Origin of the sequence: Butyricimonas hominis, from assembly GCF_014287455.1 — a bacterium.
Taxonomy (GTDB): domain Bacteria; phylum Bacteroidota; class Bacteroidia; order Bacteroidales; family Marinifilaceae; genus Butyricimonas; species Butyricimonas muris.
Genome location: NZ_JACOOH010000008.1, coordinates 74,836 through 89,596, shown reverse-complemented (window position 1 = coordinate 89,596; position 14,761 = coordinate 74,836). Strand labels below are relative to the sequence as shown.

Here is a 14,761-nt window from a genome sequence, read left to right as displayed (position 1 = left end):
GATTGGGCAATCCCGTTCGCGATTACTCACTCGTTGGGCAACGAGTAGAATAAATGTTTAATTTAAATGTGATACAAATCTATGAAAAAAAATTGGGACTTGTTGCCAATAATATGGCAATACAGGAAAACTAAATTCTTTTTGTGTATGAGAATCTTGATGATTTTATTGCTGATCGGGTCTTTGCACCTCTCGGCAAACAGCTTTTCGCAGACAAGGGTGTCTTTAAACATGAAAGACGCTACCGTGCAGGAAGTTTTTTCCAACTTGGAGAAGATGACGGATTACACGTTCCTGTACAAGTTGGATTTGGTAGGCAAGTGTGGAAAAGTGAACGTGGAAGCCACGAATAAAGATTTCAGTCAATTACTGGAGGATTTATTGAATCCGCTCGGGTTGTCTTTCAAGATTGATGATCGAGTGGTGGTGATTACTGCTGCTAGGGTGAGGGATGAGAAGAAAGATGAAAAGAAAATGATCACAATCAAGGGACGTTTGTTCATGGCGGATAGTACCACGGTGCCGGGGGCGACGGTTATCTTGAAAGGTACGTCTACTGGTGTAATCACGGATATGGCGGGTGAATTTACTATTACCATCCCGGAAATGGAGGCTCCCGTGTTGGTGTTCTCGTTTATGGGGTTAAAAACGAAAGAGGTGAAGTACACCGGACAGAAGATTATGATGGTGTTGATGGAAGAGGACTCGAAGGCGATGGATGAGGTGGTGGTTACCGGGTATCAGAATGTGAATCGCCGGGATATGGTTGGTGCCTACACAACGGTGAAGGCTTCGGATATTATGATGCCAGCCTATAATACGATTGACCAGATGTTGCAAGGTCGTGTTGCCGGTATGGTGGTTATGAACACGAGTTCCCGTGTGGGAACGAGTCCTAAAATTAAGATTCGGGGAACTACGACGTTATTAGGAAATCAAGCTCCTTTGTGGGTTGTGGATGGAATTATTCAGGAAGATCCTTTGGAAATTGAAGCAACAGCTTTGTTTACCCAAGATTTTAAGGATATTATCGGAAATCAAGTTTCTTGGTTGAATCCTATGGATATAGAGACAATTACGGTATTGAAGGATGCTTCCGCTACTGCCGTTTATGGTGCTAAGGCTTCTAATGGTGTCATTGTTATTACAACTAAGAAAGGTAAGGTTGATCGTATGACGATTAATTATACAGGAAATATGTCTATAAATACGAAGCCGAATTATGGTATGTTTAATTACATGAATTCTAAGGAGCGTATTATTTTTGCCCAAGAAGTATTTAATGCCGGTACTTCGTATTTGAACGAGCCTATAAAACAATCTTATACTTATGAGGGAGTAATGAGGATGTATTTAGAAGGAGATATCAGTTATGATGATTTCATGCAAAAGAAACATTATTTCGAAACGGTAAATACGGATTGGTTTGATTTATTGACACAAACTGCCGTGAGTCACAATCATAATTTAAGTGTTTCCGGTGGTACTGAAAAAATGACATATAATATTTCTTTGGGGTATAATAATTCAGAAGGGCAGGAAATCGGAAACTCGAGCGAAAGAATGACGGGACGTGTTGGTGTCGGTGTCAATTTACACAAAAATATACGTGTAGACGCAAGTATTAGTGGAAGTACAACTACAAATAAAGGATTTGGTGTTGATGTAAATCCGATGTCATACGCAACAACGATGAATCGGGCAGTTCCTGCTTATGATGAAAATGGAGAGCCTGTTTTTTATCAAGTTTCCGGAGGGTATGCACACAATAATGTGAGTTCTTTGGCTTATAATTTTATAAATGAACGGGATAATAGTGGTTCACTTGTTGAAGATACGCATTTAGCTGCTAATTTGAATTTTAGTTGGGATATTCTTGATTGGTTGAAATATGAATTCACGGGAGGATATACTCGTGCGCAAAGTAATAATGAAACTTGGAGTTTGGAGAAAACTCATTATATCGCATCAAAGTATAGGGGGTATGATTACGGAACTGTTGAGCCGGGGAGTGCGTTGTTTAAGGCAGCAATATTGCCTTTCGGTGGCGTGTTAGCCACTGTTGATGGCTTATCGTCCTCGTATAATATACAGAATAAGTTGTTGGTTTCTAAAAGTTTTAATGATGAGCATAGATTGAATGTGATGTTGGGAATGGAGCTTCGTTCATCTTCGGTAAAAAGACATGAGAACAAGGTGTTTGGTTATGTGCCAGAACGTGGTGAAAAATTAATAAAACCGACGCCTCCCGATGCTTTTTTCCCGATAAATGGATCGTTTGAAGATTGGGGTGTTTTAAGCGATTTATTTTCGAGAGATTGGAGAAGAATTAAAAATACAGATAATTTCCTTTCTTATTTTGCTACTATTGCTTATTCTTTGAAGAATAGATATGTGTTTAATTTCTCGATTCGTAATGATGAGTCAAACCGATTTGGGCAGGATGCAAATAATCGTTTTGATCCGACTTATTCATTCGGTGCTTCTTGGAGAGTTATGGATGAACCTTGGATGGAAAGTATTGTCGGATTTGTGAATTCATTGAATTTGCGTGTGACTTACGGTATACAAGGAAATGCAGCGACGAGATTAGGACCGGATTTGATTCTTTATCAAAAGGGGGCTGCTAATGTATATAATCAATATTATTCATCAATTAGTAGATTGCCGAATCCCAATTTGTCATGGGAAAGAACGAAGTCTTGGAATTTCGGATTGGATATGCAATTGATTGAAATGTTTAATGTGGCAATAGATTATTATACTAGAAGTTCAAATGCTATTGTATCTCAGGATATTCCATTTGAGTATGGTAGAACTTCGATGGATATAAATGGAGGCAAGATTCGTAATAGTGGGGTGGAGTTTACTGTTAGTTTTACTCCGATTCAGACAAAAGATTGGGCCTTGAGTGTTTCGTTGAATTCATCTAAAAACTGGAATGAAGCAGGTAATCAACAATATACAGCTAACAAGAATGATTTATTGAATGGAGCTTCTGGTAAAATTTTGAAAAAAGGTTATTCTGTTACTGGTTTTTGGTCTTATTCTTTCGCGGGTTTGAGTGCTGAAGATGGACATCCATTATTTAATAATCTTGATGTTCCAGAAGAGGAACGGGATTCTAAAGTGGATCCAACTACATTTTTGGTATATTCCGGGGATCAAGAGCCTTCATTTACCGGAGGATTGAGTTTAGGGTTGCGTTGGAAAAATCTTTCTTTATCAACCAATTTTTCTCTATTACTTGGAGCGAAAAAGCGTTTGCCTTCACCTTATGAAAATTTCCCATATGGAGGATTAGCCGTACCGGGGGAATTGGATAATTTGAGTAAGGATTTGAATAATCGTTGGAAGAAACCGGGTGACGAGAATAAAACAAAAATTCCGGGAGTTGTACTTCCTGGACAGAGATATGAATATGTTTTGCCAGATAATGACACAGGGCAATGGCTTTCGATGTGGGAGCAGTCAGATGCAATGGTTGTGAATGCTTCCTTTTTGCGGTGTAATCAATTATCTTTATCTTGGAATGTAGATAGGGAGTGGTGTAAAAAAATAGGTGTAAAGACTCTTAGTGTGAATGCAGGGGTTTCTAATTTATTTGTTATCGCTAGTAAGAAGTTTAACGGTTTTGATCCGGAATTAGGTAATAGTGTACAACCGAAGAATTACTCGTTTGGGGTTAATATTGGATTTTAAACAATGAGAAAGATGAAAAAAATATTAATAGTATTGTTTGCAGGAGCAATTGCGGCATGTTCGGATTTTTTGGAGCCAAAGTCGCAAAGTGAGTATATACCTAAGGAAGCAACAGCTTTGAATGAAATGTTGCTGGGTGAAGCTTATCCTATGTTATCAGGAGGAGATAATGCAAAGTCGCTTTTGGATATTGTTTCCATTTTGGATGATGATGTGATGTGTACGGATACTCCGGGAGTTATTAATTCTTCAGTCACAGAATCAAATGCGAGTGAGTTTATTTTGTTACGTGCCTTATTTTCATGGCAACCAGATGTATGTGTTGTGGCGGAGAATTATGAAAGCCCGCTAAAGTGTTGGGGAAATTATTATACTTACATTTTAGGTGCAAACGCAGCCTTGGATTACGTGGACGGGGTATCTGGTACGGAAGACGAGAAAAATATAGTGAAAGCTCAGGCTTTGGCTTTACGTGGTTTTTATTATTTTTATCTAGTGAATATCTGGGGAGAGTCTTATAGCCAAAATAAAGCAGGTTTAGGGGTTCCATTGAAATTAACAAGTGGATTAGAAAAGCGAGATATATCGAGAAATACAGTAGAAGAGGTATATGAACGTATATTGAAAGATTTGAATGAAGCAGAGAGATTGTATGGGGAACTGCCTGAAAGTTTGCGGTTTAAAAAAGATTATAGGACAAGTTTGCCTATGGTACAATTGTTGAAGTCACGCGTGTATTTGTACATGGAAGATTGGAAAAATGCGGCAATATATGCAAAAAAAGTAATTGAAGATTGGGATTTTGCTTTGACAGACTTGAATAATTTGCCAAAGGATTCGTATTATAATTTTATATCTATGGATTGTACCGAGGCGATTTGGGTGTTCGGTTCAATAGCGGAATATATGACTTATTTAGATGTTAATGTATATATAGACGATCCGATGGATGATGAGGAGCATATTTCTGTTAAGTTTTTTAATGCATCTGATAAATTGTTGAAATTGTATACAGATGGTGATTTGAGAAAAGCTAATTATGTGTTGCATGAAAGGTATAATGATTCGTGGGGTAATCAATATGAAGGTAATTATTTAGCAGTTGGAAAATTCGCAATTAATCCGGATCATAATGTAGCTGCCAGATCTGGATTTGCGCATGCATTTAGATTGCCGGAGGCTTATTTGAATTTGGCTGAAGCCGCAGCAATGGATAAAGATGATGAAACAGCGTTATGGGCATTGAATGAGTTGAGGAAGATGCGTTTTGCAAAAGAAAAGTATAAATCTGTTTCAGGACTTAGTGGAGAAGTATTGGTGGAAAGAATTCGTTTGGAAAGACGTTTGGAGCTTTGTTTCGAGGGACATCGTTGGTTTGATTTGAAACGTTATGGAACAACTCAGGTTGAACATCAATGGAAAATGGAGGGAAAATTAGTTCAAACATATTTATTGCCCGAGAATGATCCATTTTATGCCTTTCCTCTTTCACGAGATGTGTTAGAACAGAACAAGAGTTTGGAACAAAATAAGTTACCTAATCCTAGATAGTTGTTGAATATAAAAACGATAGATTATGAAATGGATATATATATTGTGTAGTGCCATAATTATGGGGTTGTTTGCCTCTTGTTATGATGAAAAAGCATTGACACCCACGGAAGATGGGGAAGGTATGAGCCGATATGAATTTCCACAAGGGACAAATGCTTGGGATAAGGATATAGAGGAGATTGCAGAAAAATTTAATGTATATTTGATATATAAGGATTTTACGCATGCTGATTTTAATCGTTCTTGGACGGGTAGTAGCCTAGGAATTGAATATTATGGGGAGGATTTGACGGATGAACAAGCAGAACGGGCAACTCGTTTTATGAAAGAGCATGTATTTGCATATTTGAACGAGAAGGTTATATCTAGGGTATTGCCCATGTATTGGTATATGGCTTATGATGTCCATGTTCTTAATATTATCCTTCCGGGAATTTTGGAATTTAAAAATCCTCAACCAGAATATAACGATGGTTTGGATTTTTGGGTAATTTGTCTGGAAGGTGAAGATCCGGAAGATTCAGGTATGATGGCGGGTGGTGATAAAATAGATTTTCCTATAACCCCAAGGGATTTTTATCTAAGAAGAGGAGGAGTACTAGAGCATATATTATTGACTTCTTTTGATAAAGGTAATATTGAAATTCCTGCAAGTTTTGAAACGGGTTTTGATTATAAAACGGAAGTTAAAAGTGCTGATTGGGAAGTAGATGATGAAAATTATTATTTAACTCGAGGATTTCCCGGATACCCGGGATCTGGTACTATTGGAGATGGTTTTAAACCTTTAGAATATATAAGTCAAATGAGTAATATTAAAAATTTCCAAACTTATATTAAGTTTTGCTTGTATTATTCTGTTGCAGAATTAGATGAAAAATATCCTCGTTCTAAATATCCGCTTTTGAGAGAGAAGCGAGATTTCGTGGCTAATTATTTTAAGACAACATATGGTGTTGATTTTGATGCCATCATAGAGGGACCTGAAATTGGGGAATAATTTGAAAAATAAATCGGGAGGAATTTTCCTCCCGATAAAAAACGAATGGTATGTTTAAAATCGGATATATACTTGTTATTGCGTTATTGTTGAGTGTTACAACTTTTGCCCAATCAGGATTGAAGATTGCCGGAAAGGTGAGGTTGTTGAAATCAACAGAAATAGAATTGAGGACGATTGAGGGAGAAAGGTTGTTGGCGGTTTCGGCAAAGAATGGGGAGGAGTTTGTTATGGGACCTTTGGAGATAGTGCCGGATGTTTACCTGATTTGTTTCGGGGAAACAAGTCAGCCGATTTATTTGACGAATACCGAGGTGACGATAAAAGGATTTTACGATTGTCAGAACGTGGGGAATAGTTCGTTGGATTTCACGGGGATAGACAAGTATTATGAATTGTTGAAGTGGTTGCCGAAGGAGCAGTTTGCGCAAGATAAGACGATAGATGTGGGTGTGAAAGGGAAGTTGGAGGGGAATATGTATAGTGCCTTGGCGTATATCGCGAATATGTCAACTTATGAGCCGAATAAGTTGTTGTTGGACTGTATGGCGGGGAGAGCGTTGGAAACGGCTTCCGGGAAGTGGTTGAAGCATCGGGCGGATAGTTTATATCATTATTCGATAGGTGCCCCGGCGTATGATTTCACGTTTCGGGATGCCAGTGGGAAAAAGGTGAGGTTGAGTGATTTTCGTGGAAAATTGGTTCTCGTGGATTTTTGGGCTTCATGGTGCGGACCGTGTCGTGGGGAGATGAAGAAATTGGTACCGATATACAACGAGTTGAAGGGGGATGATTTGGCATTTATCAGTATATCGTTGGACTCGAAAGAGAAGAATTGGAGAAAGGCATTGGAAGAGGAGAAATTGCCTTGGGTGACGTTGTGGGATGAAGAAGGTTTTGTTATCGGTAACAAGCCGAACACGATTCAACGGGCGTATGGTTTTTATAGTATCCCGTTCATTGTTTTGATTGACAAGGAAGGACGTTTGCTGGCAAAGGATTTGAGGGGAGAACGGGTGAAAGAGGAGATTCTGAAAGCCAGAAGGGGGTAATTTTAGATTTATGATTTACGATTTTAAATTTTAGATTTAAGATTTGAGGTTTTGATTTTGGATTAACGATTGGTGAGAACGAGTCGTATTGATATTGTATTGTAAAAAAGGTAAAACTGTAAGAGATGAAAAAGTATTTTTTGTTATTAATGGCAAGTGCATGTATCAGTGTTGCTGATGCGCAGTTGGTGAAACAGAATGAGCGGGGTGAAAAGAAGCAGTCCGAGTTGGATTGGTATAATTGTTCGTTTGAAAAGGACGGGGTGTACGGTGCGGAAATAAACAAGGCGTACGATTTTTTGAAAGGGAAAAAGATTAAAAAAAGACCAGTGGTTGCTTTGATTGGGACGGGAATGGATGTGGAACATGAAGATTTGAAGCAGGCGATTTGGTTTAACCCGAAAGAAAAGGCTAATGGAAAGGATAACGATAAAAACGGTCTGGTAGGGGATATCAACGGTTGGAATTTCTTGGGCGGTAAAGACGGTCAAGTGATGGAGAGTACGATGCGGGAAGGGGACCGGGAGTTTTTACGGTTGAAAGATAAGTATGCTGATTATATATTCGACGGGAAGGATTATTACAAGGTTATTAACGAGAAGATGACGAAGGTGGCTGCCCCGGAAAATATAGAAGAATATAATTATTTTCGTAATAAGGTGTTACCGGAATCTCCGATGGCAGGTAGTTATGCCGGATGGCAATTGACTTATTTGATAAGGGATTATGCCGCTAAGTTTGACCGGATGATGAAAGAGCGTTTTCCGGGAAAAGAGTTGACCCAAGAAGAATTCGGGATTTGTTATGACCCGAAAGCACCTCGCGATTCTTTGTCTGAAGTGGCGTTTATGATGTGTGCTTATGCTTTTAGTGTTTATCAGTCAGATAAATGGGAAGATGTTTATAAAGGGATAAGAAGTGGAGCACAGATTGAAATGTCTGGAAAAGAATACAGGGAGAAAGTAGAGCGTTTCGGGTCGGATGGGCGTGCTGAAATCATAGGAGATAATTATCTGGATATAAATGATAATAAATACGGGAATAATGTATTGTTGACGACAGATGCTGCGCTCGGTACTATGGTTGCCGGTATTGTTGCCGGTAAGAGAGATAATGGTTTGGGGGGAAACGGTATTATGGATGAGGCAGAGATTATGGCGTTGCGGGTTATGGCAGAGGGAGAACCTTATTTGAAAGATATCGCGTTGGCCATTCGTTATGCCGTGGACCACAACGCTGATGTTATCATGTTGCCGGTTCAGAATACGCTTTACCCGGAGGAGCAGAAAAAATGGGTTAGTGATGCTTTGGAATACGCGGAGAGTAAAGGTGTTTTCGTTGTTTCTCAAGTGTGGGATGCGGCGCAGGATTTGGCAGAGGAAACTTATTTCCCGAATCGTTGGATGACGGGTAAAAAGGAATTGACGAATTTGATGATAGTTGCTTCTTCTGATAAAGCGGGGAATCCGTCCATGGATTCGAATTATGGAGCCAAAGAGGTGGATTTGTTTGCCCCGGGTAGAGATATTTATTCTACCTACACGGGAGATACCTATCAAACAGGAAACGCTATCGGTTTTGCTGCCGCAACCACGGTGGGGGTCGCTGCTTTGATGAAAGCGTATTACCCGGAGTTGACCGGAACGCAGATTCGAAATATCTTGTTAGAGTCCGTGACATCCAGAAAAGACGCGGAGGTCGAAAAGGCTATTGTCGTGAATGGTCAACGGACACAAGATTTATTCTTGTTTGGAGATTTGTGCCTTTCCGGTGGGATTATTAATGCTTATCAGGCAGTAGTGGCTGCTGATAAGGTGTCTAAATAATGAGTGATGAGAATAGGAATTAAGATTATTCTCGGATTGTTGTTGTGTTTGATTGTTGTGCCGCTTTCGGCACAACAAGTCAAAAGCGTGATACCGTACCGGATGGTGGGGGGAAAGATGATTGTGGATATGAGTGTGAATGGCAAGGTGCGTTCGTTTATATTCGACACGGGGGGACAGATGGCTTTGACCGGGGAGCTTTGTGATGAGTTGAATATTCCGGTGGTGGATTCGGTGAAGGTGACGGATGTAAACGGAAAAGAGGTGGGACTTCCCCGGGTGCTAGTGTCTAGTCTGTTGACCCCGGATGAGCGAATTAATTTCTCCGGAGTTCCGGCAATGAAGTTGTCAACACCTTCTCCTTTCGAATGCTTCCACGCGGACGGATTGATTGGGAGTGATTTGCTTAAGAATCTGATTGTCGAGATTGATGGTAAAACTAAAACGATAACGGTAACTTCTGCCGAGAAAGCATCGACCGTTTCTTTGCGTAAAATGCTTCCGTTTTCGGGGAAAGGATATATGCCGATTATCACGTTGCAAGCCGGGGCGGGAAATAGTTTGGTTGCCTTATTTGACACGGGGTGTCCTAGTTTTTTGTCCTTGAAGGACACGGACTACGAGGAGCTAAGTGCTAAAAGTGCTTTTGAGGTGAAGAGTGAAGGAGTCGGGGGAGGCTCTATAGGTGTCGGGGGGATGACAGAGTCAAAGGTCGCGTATCGAGTGGAGTTACCGCTTTTGTCGGTGGGAGCGACTAAATTCAAGAATGTGACGGCAGAAACTTCAACGCCGCCTTACACGTTGTTGGGGGTGAAGTTGTTGGAATATGGTAAGGTAACGATTGATTATTCTCGTAAACGCTGGTATTTTGAGCCTTACGAGCAAGAGTTTGACATGGCAAGTAAGCATTATAACGTGAATTTGCAAGTGAAGGATGGAGATTTAGTGGTTGCTACGGTATGGACGGCTATGAAAGAAGTGGTAGACCCCGGTGATAAAGTGCTAAAGATAAATGGCAAACCCACGGGGAAATATGATTTTTGCGAGAGTATTATCACGGGAATACCGGAATTGAAAGCGAAGAAAAAGACAAAATTGACAATTCTCACGAAGGAGGGGGAGAAGGTGATAGTGTATCAAAAAGAATGAGGGGATTGGCTATTTATGATTTACGATTTATGATTTTGGATTTATGATTATGAGGAAATTGGCGATGATAGCCGGGATGTGTCTGTTGGGGATGACTACATGGGCACAATCGACGAAACGGGTGTGTGACACGATACATTACGAGTTCGTGCAGAATAAGATTATTATTCCGGTGACGGTGAACGGGGTGACTGTGAAATATATCGTGGACACGGGAGGGCAGACCGGGACGGATTGGGAGAACGTGCAGAAGATGGATGGTGTTGCCACGGGAGCCTCGAATCCTATTTCTGATTTGAACGGGATGAAACAATTGTATCAGGTGGCGGAAGTGAAAGACGTGCAGTTGAGCCCGAATTATAAGTTGTCAAAGATGAAAACCATGGTTTTCCCCGTGGGCGGATTGTTTCAGGCGTTGGGGGTAGCCGGAATCCTTGGAGGAGATGCGTTTGCCCAATCGGTGGTGACGTTTGACGCAAGGGAGCAAATTATGGTGATTAATTACCCGTATCGTCCCGAGCGTTTGAAGATTACAGACGGGGTGGAGATGTTCGGGGGGATGACTCACCACTCTATCGTGAAAATGGAGTTGGGGGGAGTAGAAAAAGAAGTGTTGTTTGACACGGGTGCGGGAGGCTTTTTGTTGTTGAATGATGCTGTTTTTAAAGAGATTGAGGAGAATGGAAATGGAGAAAGAGTGGCACGAGGTTGCGGAATTAATGGAATAGGATTGGAAGGATTGTGCGACCCGGTGGAGATAGAGAAAGTCAACGTGAAAGAAATGGTTGTTTTAGGGAAGAAATTCACGAATGTCGGGAGCGTGATTTCAGGGCGTAACTCTATCCTTGTTGGGGTTGATTTGTTGAAATACGGGAAAGTGGTGATTGATTATATGCGGAATCGCTTGTATTTTTTCCCTTTTGATTCAGGAGTTTCGGATATGGGCGGTGCGCCTAAAACATGGAACGTGGGTATTTTGCCCGCTAACGAGCGTTTCGAGATTACCACGATATGGGATAGCATGAAAGACGTGGTGGCTTTGGGTGAGCAAGTGATTGATATTAACGGTACGGATATCACGGGATTCCCGATGAGTCAGGCGGTGATTGATGATTTGATGAATGCTATCGTGGAGGATACTGCTTATATTATTGTGTTGCGGGATGGAAAGAAGGAAAAGATAGAGATTAGGAGGGAGTGATTTTATTTATGATTTTGGATTTACGATTTATGATTATGAGAAAGTTAATGATGATATTGGGGTTGAGTTTGTTGAGTATAATGACATGGGCTCAATCGAAGAATACGTCCGTGGAGGTAAAGGATTACCGGGAGGTGGACGGAAAGATTATTTTGGAAATGGTGGTGAACGGGGTGATGGCGGATTTTGTTCTGGATTTGGCGGGGCATAATGCAATATTGCCGGAATACGTGGAAAAGTTGAATATCGATGCGAACGTGAAGGGAGATTTCCGTTACGATACATTTCAATACAAACGGGTTCCGGTGGAGAAATCGGTAAATATAGAAACAATTTCTTTTGGGAATAGCGTGTTCGGTAACGGGGTTGCGGCATTTGTGTTGAAAGATGAACCATATTTGCGAAAATTGGGTGTCGCTGGTATTGTCGGGGGAACGTTGTTTCGGAGTGTCGTGTTGACGATAGATTCGAGAAGAAAGAAAATTACGATGAGTAATCCTTATCGTCCTGCTTATATGAAATTGGACCATCGTTCTAATATAGAAGTGGTCACGGGTTCAGGGATAGTTTGTCCCGTGGAATTGGATGGGGTATCTTACTCTTTGTTGCTGGATACGTGGAGTGATGGAATGATTGTTTTGAACTCGGCTGACTTTGCCGGATTCAGCGGGAAGGACGGGAATGGAATGAAGAAAAGCGTCGGGTATGCCGGTACTGACGTGGCAGCCTCGAGTAAGTTTGCCGAGAAATGTCGTTTCGTGAAAAGCGATTTCACGGATGTGGCTGTTGTCGAGAACGAGTCTTTGCCTCGGTCGGTACTGGGAAACGGTATCTTGAAGCAAGGGTTGGTTTCCATTGATTACGGGAAACAGAAAGTGTATTTCCAACCGTTTGATTTGGCAGAGGTGAAAGATGAAGTGACGGGAGGCAATGAAGTAAAGGTGGAAGCCGGTAAATTGAACCCGATAACACGGGAGTATTTTTTGGAGCATGTTTACGATTACCGGAAGAGCAAGGAGTTTGTGTTCAAGGGGGATAAACCTGTCGTGATTGATTTCTGGGCAACTTGGTGCGGACCGTGTATGCGCTTGATTCCGGAGTTGGAAAAAATGGCGGAAAAGTATAAAGACCAAGTGATATTCCTGAAGGTGAATGCCGATAAAGAGAAGGAGTTGTGCGGTATGTTTAATGTTGTGGCGTTGCCTACATTGTTCTTTATTCCTGTCGGGGGAAAACCGATTATAGACGTAGGGGCGACTCCGGAAAAGTACGTGGAGATTATCGAGAACCAGTTGTTGAAGAAGTAGAATTAATTGATAGATTATGAAATTAATAGGAATTGTATTCTTGTTGTTTGTGTCTTTGAGCGGGATGGCACAGCAGGCCGAAACGTTGAAAGAATACGTGACGAAGAGATGGGAAGATTTCAAGGTGCCGGAAAAAGAGGTTGCTAAAGCGATTCTGGCTGAACGGGAACAAATAGCAAGATATATAAAAGCGAATGGCGCTTCGAGGGAGGCAGTACAGGAGAACGGGGCTCAAGCTATTCGTCGGGTGGCTGATTTGTATGACGAGGGAAAAGATGCCCGGTTAAAGGCTTCCGTGATTAAGAAAGTATTGAAAGGTGTTGACTTGTCATCTAAGGAATTCGTGAAATGTTCCGGTTTAGAGTTTGTCGTGGAGGATTATTACGGCTTGAAAGCAGTCATGGAAGGTGCCCCGGCAGAAGAGGCTTGGGGAAGTATGTGGTTTAATACCACGGTAGAAACGATAGGAAATGACTATGATTACCGGAGGTATCGTCAGATACTTGAATTGAATAACCCGGAGTTGTCATTGGCTTATTTGTCTTGTTTGAGGTCTGTTTTCAGGTATAACGGGTACACGAAGGGATTGGACGAGCTCCGTCCGTTGTTCGAGAAGAATATGCCGGAAGGGGATTTGAAGGATGAAATCAATAAATTGTACGAGGGGTACGAGCATCTGAAAGAGGGAAATGTTGCTCCGGCATTCACGCTGAAGGACTTTAAGGGGAAAGAGCATTCTTTGGCGGATTATAAAGGGAAGGTGTTGGTCATTGACGTGTGGGCTACGTGGTGCGGGGGATGTATTGCCAAGTTGCCGACATATATGGCTATGAGTCAGAAGTATAAAGAACGGGATGATATTGAATTTATCACGATATCGATAGATGATAAAGGGGCTTTCAATAGTTGGAAGTATGCCTTACCTCGTTTGAAGTTAATGGGAGTGACTAATTTATTGGCATCCAAGGGTGAGTGTACTTTCCAGAAAGATTATAACATAACAGGTATTCCTCGTTATTTTCTGATTGATAAGGAAGGGAAAATCGTATCGGTTTATGCCCCGACACCCGGAAAGGCTTTTGAAGCATTGATTGATAAGACATTGGAAAAATACGTAAGAGAGTAGTGTATGAAAATAACTGTTTGGTGCGTGCTTTTGTGTATGCTGGCAACCGGGCAACGGGTAAATGCCCAAGGTAAGGTGACGGAACAACAAAAGAGTGAATACGCGAAAGGAAATCAGGACCCGAAGTTTTTAAAGGGGTATATTGATGCCTTGAAGGCTGACGGGCGGACAGACGAGTTGAATGATGCTGTCGACCGTTATCTGATGGTGCTCCCGTTGAATGAACGTTATTCGGGGGAAAACTTGCATTATTTTATAGAGGATATAAATAGTTTGAATGCGAAGTCTTTCACGGGTATTATTGAACATTGGAAAGATATTCCTCTGGCAGCGAATCAGGTGGAAGAGGTCGTGAAGAAGATTAATGACGTGTGTAAGACGACATTTTTTCAGACCTTTTTTCAAGAAGGGGACGCCAAGGGAATGCCGACCGTGGATTGTTCCTCGTTGCTGGCAGCTTTGAAAGGGTCGAAAATCCCGGTGCCGGAAACCCGTCGCCGATTGATAGAGATGTGGCAGAATTGGCGGGAGAAAAAGGTTGATAGTATGATTCGTGCTTTTGAACAATTTGTTATCGCATATGCGAACGAGGATAAGGAGGGGGCTTTGCAACTTGACCTGATGTTGGACGGTGTCGTTTTGGGGAATATATTGAATTATATATTGGAAGAATGTAATTTTGAGCAATGTTCGAAGATGTTTGAAGTTATGGAGCATGCCATCGAGAAAAACGGGCGTACCGGACTCTGGGATTTGATAGGAATGTCAAGAGATAATTTTGAGGGGAAGAAGATGATGTTGGAACTGGGAGAGGAATGATTACGAGGATATATTAAATGAACAA

General features: G+C 41.3%; 10 protein-coding genes. All 10 read left to right on the top strand.

What is annotated here, in order from left to right; translation table 11 throughout:
* Window positions 1–159 precede the first annotated feature (159 nt).
* The 10 genes from H8S64_RS17245 (at window position 160) to H8S64_RS17200 (ending at window position 14,736) form a co-directional block, all read left to right on the top strand.
* Window positions 160–3,702 (top strand): SusC/RagA family TonB-linked outer membrane protein, encoded by a 3,543-nt coding sequence (locus H8S64_RS17245; protein WP_186978012.1) that lies wholly within the window; start codon window positions 160–162, stop codon window positions 3,700–3,702.
* A gap of 12 nt (window positions 3,703–3,714) precedes the next feature.
* Entirely contained in the window at window positions 3,715–5,253 is a 1,539-nt protein-coding gene (locus H8S64_RS17240; RefSeq protein WP_186977691.1) for a RagB/SusD family nutrient uptake outer membrane protein, read from the top strand.
* Between the two features lie 25 nt (window positions 5,254–5,278).
* Window positions 5,279–6,256 carry a hypothetical protein gene (locus H8S64_RS17235; RefSeq protein ID WP_186977689.1) on the top strand — a complete coding sequence of 326 codons (978 nt, stop codon included), beginning with the start codon at window positions 5,279–5,281 and terminating at the stop codon, window positions 6,254–6,256.
* A 50-nt stretch (window positions 6,257–6,306) separates the two neighbouring features.
* Window positions 6,307–7,308 (top strand): TlpA family protein disulfide reductase, encoded by a 1,002-nt coding sequence (locus H8S64_RS17230; RefSeq protein WP_186977687.1) that lies wholly within the window; start codon window positions 6,307–6,309, stop codon window positions 7,306–7,308.
* 125 nt (window positions 7,309–7,433) lie between these two features.
* On the top strand, window positions 7,434–9,134 hold the full coding sequence (locus H8S64_RS17225) for a S8 family serine peptidase (protein ID WP_186977685.1): 1,701 nt from the start codon (window positions 7,434–7,436) through the stop codon (window positions 9,132–9,134).
* 6 nt (window positions 9,135–9,140) lie between these two features.
* On the top strand, window positions 9,141–10,283 hold the full coding sequence (locus H8S64_RS17220) for a pepsin/retropepsin-like aspartic protease family protein (RefSeq protein ID WP_186977683.1): 1,143 nt from the start codon (window positions 9,141–9,143) through the stop codon (window positions 10,281–10,283).
* A 49-nt stretch (window positions 10,284–10,332) separates the two neighbouring features.
* On the top strand, window positions 10,333–11,484 hold the full coding sequence (locus H8S64_RS17215; RefSeq protein WP_186978011.1) for a pepsin/retropepsin-like aspartic protease family protein: 1,152 nt from the start codon (window positions 10,333–10,335) through the stop codon (window positions 11,482–11,484).
* Window positions 11,485–11,519: 35 nt separating this feature from the next.
* Window positions 11,520–12,791, top strand: coding sequence for a thioredoxin domain-containing protein (locus H8S64_RS17210; RefSeq protein ID WP_186977681.1), 1,272 nt, complete (start codon window positions 11,520–11,522; stop codon window positions 12,789–12,791).
* Between the two features lie 16 nt (window positions 12,792–12,807).
* Window positions 12,808–13,917, top strand: coding sequence for a TlpA disulfide reductase family protein (locus tag H8S64_RS17205; protein WP_186977679.1), 1,110 nt, complete (start codon window positions 12,808–12,810; stop codon window positions 13,915–13,917).
* 3 nt (window positions 13,918–13,920) lie between these two features.
* A complete protein-coding gene (locus H8S64_RS17200; RefSeq protein WP_186977677.1) occupies window positions 13,921–14,736 on the top strand; it encodes a hypothetical protein in 816 nt (271 codons plus the stop codon).
* The last annotated feature ends 25 nt before the right edge of the window (window positions 14,737–14,761 follow it).